Here is a 17271-nt window from a genome sequence, read left to right on the forward strand (position 1 = left end):
TTATGCTCCCAAAGCGTTAACCGGGGAAGTCATTTGAACAGCGTCGCGCCTGCGCCAGAGGAGCGATAGCGCCACAAGAAGGGCCGCCGCACTTAACGCTGCACCCACTATTTCCGGCCAAAGCCATATCCGAACCACACGATAAGTGCCCGGCTCCGCGCGGAAATGGATGAGCGGGCCAGTGGAGGGAACAGCTTTGCCGTCACGCTCTACGCCCCAGATCGGGAAAGCCCAGCGGCCAAGTGTGACGATGCCGGGCCTGTCGACTTTGACGATCCTTCCACGCGGCAATGTCTTGAACGCCTCAAGGTTCAACACGTGGCTTTCCCGGTTGACCAGCGAGGAGTCGAAGTAGCCGCCGGGCAGATACTCGAGCGGTTCCGGCATGTGCGTGGCGAGCAAGCTATAGTCAGGCTTTTCCTTCAACTGGCGGGCGACTTGTTGAACCAGGAGCACATAAGGAACGGCGAGCATCGCCAGTCCCACGGCCAGGAATATCGGCCGGACTTTGAAACGGCTGGTGAACAGTGCCGTGACGGCGGCAAATTCCGTGACGCCCAGCAGCCGCCACGGGAATTGCACCTTATCGAGTGGCGGTAGGAGCCAGAGGAAGGGAACGACGCCGATGGCTGCAATGGATGTGCAGGCGGTTATCGTGGTCCATCGCGACCGGGCGGGAATGGCCAGGGCGATCAGGCCAAGGCCAAGGAGTTGGAGATTGCCCAGCGTCGGATCGGGCCGCCAGAAGAAGTTCCACTGCGCCGGATTGAAATAAGGCCGCCACAATGCGTCCGCCCAGATATAGCGCTGAAGCGTCATTGCCGGCAGAAGATAGAACGCGGCCAACCCCATTGCGAGCAGCCCCGCGCCAATCGCCGGGATCAGGATGACCCGCTCCGTTCGAGCGCGCCACAACACCAGCGGCGCGATCAGGAAGACGCCGGCCAGCGTCGCCATGGGCAGATGCGTCAGGATCAAGGCTGCGAACGACAACCCTAGAAGCAGCACACCTTTGCGCCGCGGCAGCCATTCGATTCCCATGGCGATCAGCGGCAACCAAATGAATGAAGCGAACTCCGCCAAGGCGCCGCGCACGCCGAAATCGAGCAGATGATAAGGCGCGACCATGTAGCAGATGGCGCCCAGCAGCGGATAGGCGCTGCGCTCCTTCAACCACCAATGCATCGTCACGCCAGACAGGAACAACATCAGGAAGGCCGCAGCGTTGATCGCCTGAAGCACCGGCAGCCCAAGGGCATTGAACCCGCCGCTGATCCAATAGGCTATCGGCGGGTAGAAGAAGAAAGTGGGGCTGCCCAGACCCTCGAAGCTGTGAGGCAACCAGCGGGGATAGAATATGCCGGATCGGATCGCGTCGCCGAACTGGCTGGTCCAGACGAAGTTGTAATTGCCCGAATGGGACGGGCCTGGCCCCAGAACGACACTGGGCGCGACGATTGCCGCTGCCACCACCAGTAACCAAGCCCACCACCGCATGGCTGCTCATAGCATGGGGCGCGGCGATTGAAAGCGCTACGTCAGCGCCGCCTGGACATGGCCTGCGACTGCGCTGATCGTCCTGCGGCGCACGGCTTCGCCGATCAGGATCAGCGCAGGGCGGGATGGGGCTATGGCGCGCGCTACCAGAGGCAGGAGACCGAGTTGCGTGTGGAGCAACTGTTCCTCCGGCAGCGAAACGTCGCAGGCGAGCACCACGGGCGTTTCGGGCGAGAGGCCGTGGGCGATCAGGTTGCGGCTGATCTCCGGCGCGGCGGCGCGCCCCATGTAGAAGGCGAGGCTGTTGTCTGCACTGGCCAGCGACGCCCAGTCGAGGTCGAGCGGTTCGCCTGCCTGTGCGTGCGCCGTGACGAACTGGATGCGGCGGGCGACGCCGCGGAGCGAAAGCGAGATGCCTGCGCTCGCGGCGGCGGCGCTGGCCGTGGTGATGCCGGGGCAAACCAGAATGGGAACTTGATGACTGGAAAGCATTTCGGTCTCTTCGCCAGAGCGGCCGAAGATGCTGGGATCGCCCCCTTTCAGGCGAACCACGCGTTCGCCTGCCATCGCAGCATTCAATAGTAACGTGTTGATATCGTTCTGATGCTTGGAATGTCTGCCCGAGCGCTTTCCAACAGGAACGCGCCGGACATTGTCCGGGATCAGGTCCAGGACGCCGGGGCCTACGAGCGCATCGTAGAACACCACGGTCGCGGCGCGGATCAGGCGCTCGGCCTTCCGCGTCAGGAGGTCGGGATCGCCCGGACCTGCGCCGACGAGCCAGACCGTACCAGGCGGGATGAGATCGCGGTCGTCAGGCATGGACAGGCTCCTTCGCGTCCTTGAGCAGGCGCTGGATGGCGGGGCGGCAGGAACCGCAATTGGTGCCTGCACTGAGTGCGGCCCCGACCGCTTCGACCGAGGAAAGCTGCTTTTCACCGATGGCGGCGAGGATCGTCTTCATGCCGATGTCGAAGCAGACGCAGACGATCGGGCCGCGATCCTCCTGCGGCGTGGCGGATCGGCCGGCCAGCAACTCCATGGCGGACGCAGCGCTCGCCGCCTGCAATTGTGCGACCAGCCATTCACGCTTCGGCAGGCCGCCGGTGCGTGATACATAGGCGGCGGCGATCAGCGTGCCATTGGTGAGCACGGCGCTGCGATACTGGCCGCGCGCCGCGTCACTGGTTTCGATGCGGTCGCCCTTGGGCAGCAGCGAAGCCAGCAGGCGGGCAGGGTCGCCTGTGCCCGCGAGTTCGATCAGCCAGCCTTGCGGCACGCGGACGCGGGTCGCCCACAAGGCATCAATGGCGTCCGGTGCATCGCGCGTGACCACGAAGCCGGTCCATTCCACATCGAGCTTTTCCACCCGGACGGGCGTCGACTTGAAGCCCGGCTGGCCTGAATGCGGGTCCACATTGGGCCGCGGGAGCAGTCCGGTTCGTCCTCCGGTGGATTGCCGGTCGGTCCAGTGGATCGGCGTGAAGACTTCGCCCCGGCGCTGGCCTTCGTTGAAGGCCACGCGGAAGATGCTGTCGCCCTGCGCCGTCGATACGCGCGCCAGATCGCCATCCGCAATCTCCAGCAATTCGGCGTCGCGGGGATGGATTTCGACGAGCGGCTCCTGCCGATGCGCGGAGAGCTTCGGCGAAAGGCCGGTGCGCGTCATCGTGTGCCACTGGTCGCGATAGCGGCCGGTGTTGAGCGTCATCGGCCATTGCGCCAGCGGACCGGGCAATTCCATCTGCCTCACCGGCACCAGCCGCGCCTTGCCGTCCGGCGTGGAAAACTGCCCGTCCACGAACGGCGTGCCGCCCCAGCGCCACGGCGTCATACCCTCATAGGCCGGGTTGGAAAGCGCGGCGTTTGCGCGCAGGTTGAACAGCCGCGCGCCATCGTTCTGATAGCTCGAGAGACGCGCATGTTCGCGGTAGATGTCCGCTGGCCGGTCATAGACGAACTGGTCGCGCCAGCCCATGGCGCGGGCGACCTGCGTCACGATCCACCAGTCGGGCTTCACCTCGGCAGGCAGGGGGAACAGCGCGCGCTGGCGGCTGACGATGCGGTCGCTGTTGGTGACGGTGCCGTCCTTCTCGCCCCATGCCGCAGCGGGCAGCTTCACATGGGCATAGCGTGCAGTATCCGTGTCGGCGATGCAGTCGGACACGACGACGAAGGGGCAGGCGGACATTGCCTCGCGCACGGCGTTGGCGTCCGGCATTGACACGGCCGGATTGGTCGCCATCACCCATAGCGCCTTGATCCGGCCTTCGGTGATGTTGCGGAACAGGTCGACGGCTTTCAGGCCCGGCTTTGTCGCCATGTTCGGCGCGGCCCAGAAGCGGCCGACGCGGGCGACGTTCTCCGGTGCGAAGTCCATGTGCGCGGCGAGCGTGGAGGCAAGGCCGCCGACTTCCCGCCCGCCCATCGCATTGGGCTGGCCAGTGATGGAGAAGGGCGCCGCGCCGGGCTTTCCGATGCGGCCAGTAGCGAGGTGGACGTTGATGATCGCGTTCACCTGATCCGTGCCGCGCACCGATTGGTTGATGCCCTGGCTGAACAAGGTGACGGTGCGTGGATTGGCCGTGAATAGATCGTAGAAGCGTTGCAGCGCAACCGGCGTGATGTCGCAGGTGCGCGCGGTCGACCAGAGATCGTTCGCGCCGTCCGCCATCGCGTCCCAGAAGCCTTCGGGCACAGCCACATGACGGTCGCAATAATCGCGGTCGATGATCCGCGCACGGACGCAATGGGCGAGCAGGCCGTTCATCAGCGCCACGTCCGTTCCGGGGCGGATGGCGAGGTGGAGGTCGGCATCCTCGCAGGTTTCGGTGCGGCGCGGGTCGATGACGACGAGCTTGGTGCCATGTTCCGCGCGCGCGGCCATGATCCGCTGATAGACGACCGGGTGGCACCATGCGGTGTTGGAGCCGACGAGAATGATGAGGTCGGCCGTATCGAGATCGTCATAGGTTGCGGGCACGACATCCTCACCGAAGGCGCGCAGATGCCCCGCGACCGCGCTCGACATGCAGAGCCGCGAATTTGTGTCGATGTTCGACGATCCGATGAAGCCCTTCATCAGCTTGTTGGCGACGTAATAATCCTCGGTCAGCAATTGGCCGGAGACGTAGAAGGCGACGCTGTCGGGACCGTGTTTAGCAATGGTGTCGGCGAACTTCTTGGCGACATGCGCGATTGCTCGATCCCATGTCGCGCGCTTGCCGTTGATCTCGGGATGGAGGAGGCGACCCTCCAGTCCGACCGTCTCGCCCAGATGCGTACCCTTGGAGCAGAGCTTGCCCCGATTGGCGGGGTGGCGGGTGTCGCCCTCTATGGTGACGGCGCGATCTTCCCCCGGCTGCGCCACGATGCCGCAGCCGACGCCGCAATAGGCGCAAGTGGTGCGGATGGCGGTCATTCCCCTGCCACTCGTTCGCCCTGAGCCTCTCGAAGGGCCAAACTGAGCGAAGGCGAAGGCGCTTCACTGCGTTCAGCGGAACCCTTCGACAGGCTCAGGGCGAACGGGGGAAGGGCGGCGCGCATTACGCCTACGCCGCCATCTGCAACGTCGTGGACCGGCACAGCAAAATCCGCCCCGCATCGATCTTCACCGGGATCGTCGGCGTGCAGCCCTTGTCCTCGCCCTGCGCCTCGCCCGTCGCGAGGCTGATGATCCAATTGTGCAGCGGGCACGCCACGCTATCGCCATGGACGATGCCCTGGCTGAGCGGCCCCTTCTTGTGCGGGCAGCGATTGACGAGCGCGTAGATGCGGTCGCCGCTGGTGCGGAAGATGGCGATCTCGTCCGCGCCCTCCACCGCGACGGTGCGCGCGCCACGCGGCGGAATGTCCGCAACCGCGCCGACATCGAGCCATTGGGGCGTATCGAACATCATGCGAAGGCTCCTGCAAGCGGGCGGACGGCGGCTAGGGGGCGGTGCAGGTTGCGGTCCGCGCCGGCGGCCCGATCCGCCCATGGATCGTCCTGCGAATAGCTTTGCGCGATCCAGAAGCGAGCCGCAAGAGCGTCGCGCATTTCCACGTCATCCACGATCCGCGCCTTGACATAGGTGAGGCCGACCCGCTCGATCCAGGGCGCGGTGCGCTCCAGATAGCGGGCTTCCTCGCGATAGAGCTGCACATAGGCGGCAGCCATGTGGATGGCTTCCTTCTCGCTCGCGACCTTGCACAGCAGGTCCGTGCCGCGCAGGTGGATGCCGCCATTGCCGCCGACATGCAACTCATAGCCTGAGTCGACGCAGATGACACCGAAGTCCTTGATCGTCGCTTCGGCGCAATTGCGCGGGCAGCCGGAAACCGCCATCTTGAACTTGTGGGGCATCCAGCTTCCCCAGAACTTGCGCTCCAGCTTGACGCCGAGGCCCGTCGAATCCTGCGTGCCGAAGCGGCACCATTCCGAACCCACACAGGTCTTCACCGTGCGCAGCGCCTTGCCATAAGCATGGCCCGAGACCATGCCCGCAGCATTCAGGTCGGCCCAGACCGCGGGCAGATCTTCCTTCTTGATGCCGAAGATGTCGAGGCGTTGGCCGCCCGTCACCTTCACCATCGGCGCGTCGTATTTCTCGACGACATCGGCGATGGCGCGCAGTTCGGTCGGATTCGTGAGCCCGCCCCACATGCGCGGCACGACCGAATAGGTGCCGTCCTTCTGAATATTGGCGTGCATGCGCTCGTTGACGAAGCGGCTTTGCTGATCGTCAACATAGTCTCCGGGCCATGCGCAGAGCAGATAGTAATTGAGGGCAGGGCGGCAGGACGAACAACCATCCGGCGTCGCCCAATGCAGTTCCTGCATGACCTGGGGGATGGCCTTGAGGTTCTTCTCCAGGATCAACGCCCGCACGTCGTCATGGCCGAAGCTCGTACATTTGCACATCGTCTTGACCGCGCGGTCGCCCGAGAACTCATCGCCCAGCGTCAGTGCAAGCAGGCTTTCGACGATGTTGGTGCACGATCCGCAGCTGGCCGAAGCCTTGCAGGTGGCGCGCACTGCGTCCAGCGTCTGCGATCCTGCGTTGATGCAGGCGACGACCTTGCCCTTGCTGACGCCGTTGCAGCCGCAAATCTCGGCATCGTCCGAGAGTGCTGCAACGGCCGCATTAGGGTCCGTTTGCCCCCCTCCGGAGGCGAAAGCTTGGCCGAAGATCAGCGCGTCGCGGATGGGAGCAATGTCCTCGCCCTTCTTGAGCAAATCGAAATACCAGCCGCCATCGCCGGTGTCGCCATAGAGCACCGCGCCGACCACGCGGTCGCCCTTCACGATGACTCGCTTATAGACGCCGCGCGAGGCGTCGCGCATCACGATGTCCTCCGCGCCGTCGCCGCCGGAGAAGTCGCCTGCGGAGAACACGTCGAGCCCCGCGACCTTGAGCTTGGTGGACGTCACCGATCCGCGATAGCCCGAATGCTTTTCGGTCAGACCATCGGCGAGCGCGCGGCACATGTCCCAGATGGGCGCGACAAGTCCATAGACATTGCCGTCATGTTCCACGCACTCGCCGACGCCGAGGATGTCGGGATCGGACGTGACCATGTGATCGTCCACATGGATGCCGCGTCCCACGGCTAGACCCGCCTCCCGGCCAAGTCCGACATTGGGGCGAATGCCCACTGCCATCACCACCAGGCTGGCGGGGATTTCTTTCCCGTCCTTGAGCCTGACTCCTTCGACTTTCCCCTCTCCAAAGATTTCCGCGGTATCGGCGCCGGTCAGGACCGTCTGGCCCCGCGCCTCCAGTGCGGATTTGAGCAGCCAGGCGGCGGACTCGTCAAGCTGGCGCTCCATAAGAGTAGGCATGATATGAAGGACAGTGACCTTCATGCCCCGGAGGGTAAGCCCATGGGCCGCCTCCAGACCAAGAAGGCCACCGCCTATCACGACGGCTTCCCCCCCCAGGGATGCCGCGTGAACCATGAAATCCACGTCCGCCATGTCGCGGAACGTCACCACGCCGGGCAGGTCCTTGCCGGGCACTGGGATGATGAAGGGGTCGGAGCCGGTCGCCAGGATCAGCTTGTCATAGGCGACGACCTTGCCGGACTTCGACGTGACGGTCTTCGCCTCCCGGTCTATGACGCTCACCGGATCGCTGACGATCAGCTCTATGCCATGATCGGCATACCAGCTGCGGTCGTTGATCACGATCTCCTCGAAGCTCTTTTCGCCCGCGAGCACCGGAGAGAGCATGATCCGGTTGTAGTTCACATGCGGCTCCGCGCCGAAGATCGTGACCTTGTAGCGGTGCGGGTCGCGGGCGATGATTTCCTCGACGGCGCGGCATCCGGCCATGCCGTTACCGATGACGACGAGATGTTCGCGGGTGGAGATGCTGGGGGACATCATTGGCCTCCTTGAAGCGTGTATTCGAGTGTCGGATGAGTGGGGGAGGCGCGGCTTAAATCCGCGCGCCCGCCAGCGCCGTCGGCCATGTCGAGCGCCACCGGCCCTTCACCCCCGCGAGGCTGGCAAAGGCGATCAGCGCCAGGGCGGCGAAGATCAGGAAGCCCATCTGCGGGCTGCCGGTCAGCTGCTTGGCGATGCCGAGCGAGGAGGCGAGATAGAAGCCGCCGACGCCGCCAGCGAAGCCAACAAGACCCGTCATGACGCCGATCTCTTCCTTGAACCGCTGCGGCACCAGCTGGAACACCGCGCCATTGCCTGCGCCCAGCGCCAGCATGGCGACGACGAAGAGGCCAAGCGCCATGGCGACGGTCGCCGGGCCAGTGCTGATCGCGACCAGCGCGGCGGCGGCGATAAGGTACACGGCCATCAGCGTCTTGGTCCCGCCGATGCGGTCGGACAGCGCGCCGCCCATCGGACGGACCAGCGACCCGGCAAACACGCAGCCCGCGGTGCAATAGCCTGCCATCACTGGCGTCAGGCCGAACTGATCGGTGAAGTAGATCGAGAGCGACGCGGCCAGCCCCACGAACCCGCCGAACGTCACGGCGTAGAACAGCATGAACCACCAGGCGTCGGCCTTCTTGAGCGGCTCCAGATAGGCGAAGATCGACTTGGGCGCCGGCGGGTTGGGCGCGTCCTTCGCGAGCGCCATGTAGATGACGAAAGTGATCGCGAGCGGGATCACGGCGAGGCCGAGCACCGCATTCCAGCCGAAAGCCTTGGCGAGCAGCGGCGCGAAGAGCGAGGCGAGCACGGTGCCCGAATTGCCCATGCCCGCAATGCCCATCGCGGTTCCCTGATGCTCGGGGCCATACCAGCGGCTGGCGAGCGGCAGGGCGACGGCGAAGCTTGCGCCTGCGAAACCGAGGATGACGCCAAGGGCAATGGTGCCACCGAAGCTATGCACGCCCATGATATAGGCACTGAGCAGCCCGACCATCACGATGATCTGGCCGATGGCGCCGGTGCGCTTGGGTCCGACCCGGTCGACCAGCAGCCCGTTGACGAGCCGCAGCACCGCGCCCGCGAGCGTCGGCACTGCAACCATGAAGCCCTTCTGCGCGGCGTTAAGCCCCAGGTCCGCCGAAATCATCGGGGCGAGCGGGCCGAGCAGCACCCAGACCATGAAGGCCAGGTCGAAATAGAGGAATGCGGCGAATAATGTCGGCCGGTGGCCGGCGTTCCAGAAACCCTTGTTCATGATATCCCCCGATAAGATGGAGTGGAGAGGCTGGGCGCGGCGGCTGCATGCGCTTTTCGGCGCAGGGGGTGCAGGCACTGCGTTTTACCTCGGCCGTTGGTGATGTGCCGTTGTGCGCGGGAACCGGGAGAGGGGGGGCCGGCGCGCAAAATTGCACTCCTTGTTCCATTCCTGTGGCCGTAATGATCCCGCACGGTTCGATCCTTTTCGGACATGAAAAAAGCCGCCTCGAAAGCCAGTCGGTGACTGGTTCGGGCGGCGTCGTTGCCTCGGTGCCTTGGCATCCGCGTTGCGGAGCCGTGGCGGCAGTCCTGACCATCATTGGCCGGGGCTGTTTATGTAATCCGCACTTCATCGTCCGGATGTCATCAGACTGTCACTGATTCGCTTTCCCCGCAAGCCTCTTTTTTTTGCGTTGCAACATTTGCAATCATCTGGCGGTCGGCGACAGCTCCGCCAGATACTCCATGGCCTTGTCCGGATCGAACAGGCGGCCGTCGAAAAAGCGGTCAGGCCCCATGATCAGACGCCCGCTGGCCGACCCCACGCCGAGCGGCTGCGCGATTGCGCCTTCCACCTTCGCGCTGGCGTTCGGCAGGATCGCGCCCGTGCCGGCGAGAGCGGCGCGGTAGATGTCCGGGCGGAACACGGCGGCCGCCTTGACGAAGCCCTCGGCCTCCAGCGGAGCATGCCCCCAGCGCGCCATTTGCGAATAGAGCCACATCGCCTGACTGCGCCACGGAAAGTTCGCCGCTTCCCTGTGCAGCACGAGGAAGTCACGGACCGGCGGCGTGTCCGGACGCGTGGCAATGCTGCTGGAGAGCGCCCGCGCGATCAGCGACGCTGGCTGGCCCACATATTCTGGGCGGGAGAGCAACTCGGCCACGTCGTCGCGATGTTCGCGGCTCTCCGCGATGCTGCCCGCCGCATGAAGCGCGCGGACCAGCGCAATCATCTCCTCCCGCCGCTCGTCAAGCGTCTGGAGGCGGCAGGCGAGCAGCTTTTCCACGCCACGATTCCAGAGCTGGCTGGTCGCCGCGATGGTCACGGCATCGCCGCGCTCCGCCGCCACGCTGTTCCAAGGTTCGCCGACGCAGGAGCCATCGATCTCGCCCAAAGCAAAGGCTTCCGCAATGAAGGGCGGGGGCACCGTCACGATGTCCACGTCACTGTCGGGGTTGCAGCCTGAAGCGCCGAGCCAGTAGCGCAGCATGTAATTGTGGCTGGAGTAGCGGTGCACCACCGCGATGCGCAGCTTCCGCCCCGCCGCCGCTTCCGATTTCGCCAGCGCCGCAAGCGTGCGCCCGGTCTCCGCCACGTCGCCGCCAAGGTCCCCCAGCAACGCCGCGACTCGGGAAGAGACATTCACCGTATTCCCGTTCAGCCCCAGCATGAACGGCGCAGCCAAAGGCACGGCGGGCCGGTCCAGCCCCAGCGATGTCGCCAGAGCCAGCGGCGCGAGCAGATGCGCAGCGTCCGTCTGCCCATAGATCAGCCGGTCGCGCACCGTCGCCCAGCTGGTGTCGCGATGCAGCTCAAGCTTCAGGCCCTGCTTCTCTGCCAGCCCATATTCATGCGCGACGATAGGCAGAACCGCGTCCACCAATGGCAGGAAACCGATCCGCAACAGGCTCATTCATCGTCTCCCAGCAATGCCTGTGCCGTCACCAGCGCGTCGGCGACTTCGCCGATCCTGCGGCCGCTATCCATCGCCTGCTTGCGCAGCAGGGCATAGGCGGCGGGTTCATCTATGCCCCGCTTCTTCATCAACAGCGCCTTGGCGCGGTCGATCAGCTTGCGCTCGGCCAGCGCCGACTTGGCTTCGTGCAGTTCCCCCTGCAATCGCGTGAAGGCATTGAAGCGGCGCACGGCCAGTTCCAGGATGGGCTTGATCCGCTCCTTGCGCATTCCGTCCACGACATAGGCGGATATGCCCGCGTCCACCGCTTCGGAGATGGAGCGCTCGTCCGACTGATCGACGAACATGGCGATCGGCCGCGAGAGCGCACGGGACAGCGCGAAGCTTTCCTCCAGCACGTCGCGCCGCGGATTTTCAAGGTTGATCAGCACCACGTCCGGCGCCAGATCGTGCAGCCGCGCGACCAGCGCCTTGCGCTCCAGCAGCAGGTGAATGTCGGAATAGCCCGCATCGCGCAGCCCTTCCTCGATCACCGCCGCGCGGGCAGGGCTTTCGTCGACCACCGCAATCTTCAGAGGGACCTCCCATGTGAGCGCGTCGAGCCAGCTACAATCCTGCGGACGACAACTCCAGCGAAATTGCGCGCGCCACGAAATCACCTCGGCGCGCGATCGACCCGGTTCCCCCCGATGTGTCGGGGAATGGTTCCGCGTGCGCAACCGACGCAGCCAGAAACCGTTCAGCTTCCGTGTGTTAGTAAGGCCGACGTTCATTGACGGCAGCTGCAGGGACGATCAACGTGAGGAACCAGCCCGGTGAGCCATGAAGCATCGCAAGGATATCCGTCGCTCCATGAGGGCAGTGGCGAGACACGACAAGGCAGGTCTTCCCGCACCAACCTGCTCTTGTCGGGCACGATAGAGGCGCCGGGCATCAAGGCGCCCGTGAGGATCAGGAACCTCTCCGAAACCGGCGCACTTTTGGAGGGCGCGGCATTGCCCGCTGTCGGCGATCCGCTGGTGCTGCGGCGTCTGCAGATGGAGATGGCGGCGCGCGTCGTCTGGTCGGAAAACGGGCGCTGCGGCATCAGCTTCGATGGAACGATCTCCGTAGCCGGCTGGCGAGAGGGTAACTGGATCGCGCCGGTGGTGTCGAGCGATCAGGCGCGTGCCGACAGCATACAGGCCGCTGCACGTGCCGGAACGCTGGCGGAAAGCGACGCCGAAAAGCAGGCGCGCGACAGAGTGACCCGGCGCGCGCTCGACCGGAGGATCGCGGCGGAATTGGTCGCGATCAGGGACATGCTCGAAAACATGGGCAGTCAACTGAGCGAGGTCCCGGCCGTGGTGGAAGGTCATCCGACGACGCTCCAGAACTTCGACCTTGCGTGCCAAACCCTCGCGCACCTCGCCACTTTGCTGCGTGCGGAAGACGCAAGGGCGGCATTGGGGACGGTAGGAATGCAGGATCTTCGCCACAGGTTGAGCCAGGATGCTCCGCCGAACGACTGAGTGCACCCATCATTATTAGGCTCGCAAACTTAATCTAGGTTGATAAGGAACCAGGGGTTTCATGCTGCGTTGAAACAGGTTGGCTATGATGAGGGGACGTCCGGTTACGGTGCGGGGACTGATAGATCGTCAAGACGAGGCTGCGCCAGATGTGAGTAATCGCTTCGAGCTGCTTGTGCAGAGCATTACGGACTATGCGATTTACATGCTCGATCCGACGGGCATCGTCTCCAGCTGGAACGCGGGTGCCCAACGGTTCAAAGGGTACACGGCGGACGAGATAGTCGGCAGCCACTTCTCGCAGTTCTACACCGACGCCGACCGCGATCGGGGCCTTCCGGCAATAGCGCTCCAGACGGCGGTTGATGAAGGACGCTATGAGTCGGAAGGGTGGCGCGTTCGCAAGGACGGATCGCAATTCTGGGCGCATGTCGTCATCGACCCCATTCGCGATTCCGCGGGCGCGATCCTCGGCTACGCCAAGATCACGCGCGACCTCACCCAGCGCCGGGCGACGGAAGAGGCGCTGCGACGGAGCGAGGAGCGGTTCCGCCTGCTCGTCCAGAGCGTCACCGACTACGCCATTTACATGCTGGACCTCGATGGCAAGGTCGCGAGCTGGAACCCCGGCGCGCAACGCTTCAAGGGCTATGCGGCGGAAGAAATCATCGGCCAGCATTTCTCCCGCTTCTACACCGATGAGGATCGCGCCGCGAATATGCCCCGCGCCGCGCTTGCCACGGCAACGAGCACGGGCAAGTTCGAGTCGGAAGGATGGCGCCTGCGCAAGGATGGCAGCCGGTTCTGGGCCAGCGTCGTCATCGACACGGTGCGCGATTCTACCGGCACGCTGGTCGGCTATGCGAAGATCACGCGCGACCTCACCGAACGCAAGCAGGCGCAGGAAGCGCTGGAGCAGGCGCAGGAGGCATTCTTCCAGTCGCAGAAGATGGATGCCATCGGCAAGCTGACCGGCGGCGTCGCCCACGACTTCAACAATCTGCTGGCGGTTGTGCTGGGGAGCCTGGAACTTGCACAGCGTCGGCTGGAGCAGGGGGGCGACATCACGCGTTTCCTCGAAAACGCACGGACAGCGGCGGAACGCGGCGCGACGCTGACGCAACGGATGCTCGCCTTTGCCCGCCGCCAGGAACTGAAGCTCGAAACCGTCGACGCTGTGCTGCTGGTGCGCGGCATGGCGGAACTGCTGCACCACACGCTTGGCGCGGGCGTGTCGGTGGACACCCGGTTTCCGCCGGTGCTCGACTGTGTCCATGCGGACGCAGGCCAGCTTGAGCTTGCGATCCTGAACCTTGCCGTGAATGCCCGTGATGCGATGCCTGACGGCGGTTCCATCGTCATAGCGGCGCGCGAGGAAGTCGTCCGCCAGCAGGTCGCGTCGCAGCTTTCGCCTGGCCGTTACATCTGTCTCTCCGTGACGGATGAGGGGGAGGGCATGGACAGCGACACGCTCACGCGCGCCATGGAACCGTTCTTCACGACCAAGGATGTCGGCAAGGGTACGGGCCTAGGTCTGTCGATGGTGCACGGATTTGCCGAACAATGTGGCGGCAGGCTGCTGCTCAGGAGCAGGCCGGGCGAGGGCACGACGGCCGAACTGTGGATACCCGTCGCCGGGGACGGAGCAGAGCAGGCCGCGCCTCTCGCTCAAGCCATTGATGGCGTGGCGGCCTGCGGATCGCTCAGGGTCCTTGCCGTCGATGACGACTTGCTGGTGCTGACGAATACCTCCGCAATGCTGGAGGATCTGGGCCACCACGTAGTTCAGGCCAGCTGCGGCAGCGATGCGCTCGCGGTTCTCGGCGAACAGCAGGTGGACCTGCTGCTGACCGACTTCGCGATGCCCGGCATGACCGGACTTCAGCTTGCCGAGGCGGCGCAGAAGCTGCGGCCGGACCTGCCGGTATTGCTGGTGTCGGGCTATGCCGAGCCGCCGCCCGAGGGCGCCAAGGTCCTGCTGAAGCTCGGCAAGCCCTTCCGCGCGCAGGAGCTCTCGCGTGCCATAGAGGACGTGCTTGCCGACCGGCGCGCCTGACGCAACAAAATATCCCGACGCACTAGCCCGCTGCCCCCTTAATGGTTACATGGACCGCCACATGATCCCCCGGCGCGTGGGCCTGCCCGCCGCGCGCTTGCACAGAAAGTGGCTTATTCCATGGATATCCGCCTTGGCCTGACCTTCGACGACGTTCTCCTGCAGCCGGGGGAATCGGACGTCATGCCGAGCCAGGTCGACACCAGCACGCACATTACCAAGAGCATCAAGCTCAACATCCCGGTCCTCTCCTCCGCCATGGACACCGTCACCGAAGCGGACATGGCGATCGTCATGGCGCAGCTTGGCGGCATCGGCGTGCTCCACCGCAACCTCACCATAGAGCAGCAGGCGGCGGCGGTACGCGCGGTCAAGCGCTTCGAGAGCGGCATGGTGGTCAACCCGATCACCATCACGCCCGACGCGACGCTGGCCGACGCCCAGATGCTGATGGCGCGGCACCGCATTTCCGGCATCCCGGTGGTCGAGGCGACGGGCAAGCTGGTCGGCATCCTCACGCATCGCGACACCCGCTTTGCGGAGAACCCCAAGCAGCCGGTCAGCGAACTGATGACGAAGGATAACCTCGCGGTAGTGCCCGCCGGCGTCACGCAGGACGATGCCCGCCGCATGCTCCATCAGCGCCGGATCGAGAAGCTGCTGGTGGTGGACAACGACTATCACTGCGTCGGCCTGATCACCGTCAAGGACATGGAAAAGGCCGTCAATTATCCGCAGGCGACGAAGGACGACACCGGCCGCCTGCGCGTCGCCGCCGCCACCACGGTAGGCGACACCGGCTTCGAACGCACCGAAGCCTTGATCGACGCCGAATGCGACCTCATCGTCCTCGACACCGCGCACGGCCACAGCAAGCAGGTCTCCGCCGCCGTCGAACGCATCAAGCGCCTCTCCAACTCGGTGCAGGTCGTCGCGGGCAACGTGGCCACCGCCGAAGCGACTCGCGCCCTGATCGACGCGGGCGCGGATTGCGTGAAGGTAGGCATCGGTCCCGGCTCGATCTGCACCACGCGCGTAGTGGCGGGCGTCGGCGTTCCCCAGCTTACCGCCGTCATGGACTCCGCCGAGGAAGCGTTTAAATCCGGCGTCCCGGTCATCGCCGACGGCGGCGTCCGCACCAGCGGCGACGTTGCCAAGGCGCTCGCGGCGGGCGCAAGCTGCGTCATGGTCGGCTCGCTGCTCGCGGGCACCGAGGAAGCCCCCGGCGAAACCTTCCTGTATCAGGGCCGTGCGTACAAGAGCTATCGCGGCATGGGCAGCGTCGGCGCGATGGCGCGTGGCAGCGCCGACCGCTATTTCCAGCAGGACATCAAGGACCAGATGAAGCTGGTGCCCGAAGGCATCGAGGGTCAGGTGCCCTTCAAGGGACCCGCCAAGGACGTCATCCATCAGCTTGTCGGCGGGGTGAAGGCCGCGATGGGCTATACCGGCAGCCGGACCATCCCCGACCTTCGCGAGCGGGCCCGCTTCGTGCAGATTACCAATGCGGGCCTTTCCGAAAGCCATGTCCATGACGTCACGATCACCCGCGAAGCCCCCAATTATCCGACGCGGTAAATGACGCCCGCAGCGCGGGTGCAGGCCGCGATCGACTTGCTCGACGAAGTGGTGCTTTCGGCGCGCGATGGCGGACCCGCCGCCGACACGCTGATCGCGCGCTATTTCAAGACGCGGCGCTATGCCGGGTCGAAGGACCGCCGCGCCGTCCGCGATCTGGTCTACGACGCGATCCGCCGCGCCGGCGAGCGCCCGGAGAGCGGTCGCGCGGCGATGCTGGGGCTGGTGAAGGATCAGCCGGATCTCGCGGCGTCCTTCGATGGTTCGCCACACGGTCCCGCTGCGATCGGCGAAGGCGAACCCGCTACGCCTGCCCGCGCTGTCCCCCGCTGGATATTGCCGCTCCTCTCCGACCTGATCGACGCCCGCGAACGCACCGCGCTGCTGGCACGCGCGCCCTTGGATGCGCGCGTGAATCGGCTGAAGGCGGTGCTGGACACCTCCGGCCCAGAACCCATTCTAATACCAAAGGGCGACCACGACTCTCTCCCCCCGTTCGCCCTGAGCTTGTCGAAGGGCCAGGCTGAGCCCGCCGAAGCCCCCCTACCAAGCACCGAAGCCCCTTCACTTCGTTCAGGAGAAGGCTTCGACAAGCTCAGCCCGAACGGGGTAGGGGGCAGCCCGAACGGAAAGGGGGAAATCACCCCCATCCCGAACCTCCCCGACGCCCTGCGCCTCCCCGAAGGCTACCCCCTCGAAAAAACCCAAGCCTGGGAACAGGGCCTCCTCGAAGTCCAGGACGCCGGAAGCCAGATCATCGCCGCCGCCTGCGCCGCAAGGCCCGGCATGACGGTGATCGACCTCTGCGCTGGCGCTGGCGGCAAGACCCTCGCGCTCGCCGCCGCGATGGAGGGCCAAGGCACGCTGATCGCCGCCGACACCGTCCGCTCGCGCCTGCAACGCCTCACCCCGCGCGCCGAGCGGGCAGGCGCAGGCTTCATCCAGACAATCCTGCTCGATCAGGGCCGTGAAGCCACGACGCTCGGCACCTATGAAGGCAAGGCCGACATCGTGCTGGTCGACGCCCCCTGTTCGGGCACCGGGACATGGCGGCGCAACCCGGAGGCCCGCTGGCGGCTGACCCCCGATCGCCTGACGCGGCTGGTCGCCGAGCAGGCCCGCATAGTGGATATCGCCGCGCCGCTCGTCAAAGACGGTGGAAGGCTGGTCTATGCCGTGTGTGCGCTGACTGACCGCGAGGGACGCGACCAGATCGATGCGTTCCTGATGCGGCACCCCGGCTGGAAGGCGGCTCCGGTCGACACCCCCGCCGGGCGCAATTGGGGGCAGGGGCGGCTGCTGACGCCGCACCATGATGGCACCGACGGCTTTTTCCTGGCGGTGCTGGAAAAAGGCTGA

12 protein-coding genes are annotated in these 17271 nt (G+C 65.2%); 4 read left to right on the forward strand and 8 right to left on the reverse strand.

Translation table 11 applies throughout. The features are described from left to right. The 8 genes from QHC67_RS07615 to QHC67_RS07650 form a co-directional block, all read right to left on the reverse strand. Positions 1 to 1497: an integral membrane-like protein gene (locus QHC67_RS07615; protein ID WP_319292872.1), complete on the reverse strand. Its 1497-nt coding sequence runs from the start codon at positions 1495 to 1497 to the stop codon at positions 1 to 3. 36 nt (positions 1498 to 1533) lie between these two features. Next, a complete protein-coding gene (gene cobA / locus QHC67_RS07620) occupies positions 1534 to 2319 on the reverse strand; it encodes a uroporphyrinogen-III C-methyltransferase (RefSeq protein WP_319292874.1) in 786 nt (261 codons plus the stop codon). Beyond that, positions 2312 to 4918 (reverse strand): molybdopterin-dependent oxidoreductase, encoded by a 2607-nt coding sequence (locus tag QHC67_RS07625; protein ID WP_319292876.1) that lies wholly within the window; start codon positions 4916 to 4918, stop codon positions 2312 to 2314. Before QHC67_RS07625 ends, cobA begins: the two co-directional genes overlap by 8 nt. Before the next feature lie 130 nt (positions 4919 to 5048). Beyond that, positions 5049 to 5393 carry a nitrite reductase small subunit NirD gene (gene nirD, locus QHC67_RS07630; protein ID WP_413818505.1) on the reverse strand — a complete coding sequence of 115 codons (345 nt, stop codon included), beginning with the start codon at positions 5391 to 5393 and terminating at the stop codon, positions 5049 to 5051. Continuing rightward, the gene (gene nirB / locus QHC67_RS07635; RefSeq protein ID WP_319292880.1) at positions 5393 to 7867 is read right to left on the reverse strand and encodes a nitrite reductase large subunit NirB; all 2475 of its coding nucleotides are present in this window, start codon (positions 7865 to 7867) and stop codon (positions 5393 to 5395) included. The genes nirD and nirB overlap by 1 nt, the downstream gene beginning before the upstream one ends. 52 nt (positions 7868 to 7919) lie before the next feature. Continuing rightward, the gene (locus tag QHC67_RS07640; protein WP_319292882.1) at positions 7920 to 9128 is read right to left on the reverse strand and encodes a nitrate/nitrite transporter; all 1209 of its coding nucleotides are present in this window, start codon (positions 9126 to 9128) and stop codon (positions 7920 to 7922) included. A gap of 430 nt (positions 9129 to 9558) precedes the next feature. Then, positions 9559 to 10764, reverse strand: a complete 1206-nt coding sequence (locus QHC67_RS07645) for a CmpA/NrtA family ABC transporter substrate-binding protein (RefSeq protein WP_319292884.1) — start codon at positions 10762 to 10764, stop codon at positions 9559 to 9561. Beyond that, positions 10761 to 11342 (reverse strand): ANTAR domain-containing response regulator, encoded by a 582-nt coding sequence (locus QHC67_RS07650; RefSeq protein WP_319293031.1) that lies wholly within the window; start codon positions 11340 to 11342, stop codon positions 10761 to 10763. Before QHC67_RS07650 ends, QHC67_RS07645 begins: the two co-directional genes overlap by 4 nt. Positions 11343 to 11582: 240 nt before the next feature. On the opposite strand from QHC67_RS07650, the gene QHC67_RS07655 reads away from it, so the two are divergent. From QHC67_RS07655 to QHC67_RS07670, 4 genes are all read left to right on the forward strand, one after another. Continuing rightward, positions 11583 to 12278 carry a PilZ domain-containing protein gene (locus QHC67_RS07655; protein ID WP_319292886.1) on the forward strand — a complete coding sequence of 232 codons (696 nt, stop codon included), beginning with the start codon at positions 11583 to 11585 and terminating at the stop codon, positions 12276 to 12278. A gap of 88 nt (positions 12279 to 12366) precedes the next feature. After that, a complete protein-coding gene (locus QHC67_RS07660) occupies positions 12367 to 14334 on the forward strand; it encodes a PAS domain S-box protein (protein ID WP_413818506.1) in 1968 nt (655 codons plus the stop codon). A 120-nt stretch (positions 14335 to 14454) separates the two neighbouring features. Further along, on the forward strand, positions 14455 to 15912 hold the full coding sequence (guaB, locus tag QHC67_RS07665; protein ID WP_319292890.1) for an IMP dehydrogenase: 1458 nt from the start codon (positions 14455 to 14457) through the stop codon (positions 15910 to 15912). Beyond that, positions 15913 to 17271: an RsmB/NOP family class I SAM-dependent RNA methyltransferase gene (locus QHC67_RS07670; protein ID WP_319292892.1), complete on the forward strand. Its 1359-nt coding sequence runs from the start codon at positions 15913 to 15915 to the stop codon at positions 17269 to 17271. It begins immediately after the preceding gene.

The organism is Sphingobium sp., from assembly GCF_033795625.1.
Taxonomy (GTDB): domain Bacteria; phylum Pseudomonadota; class Alphaproteobacteria; order Sphingomonadales; family Sphingomonadaceae; genus Sphingobium.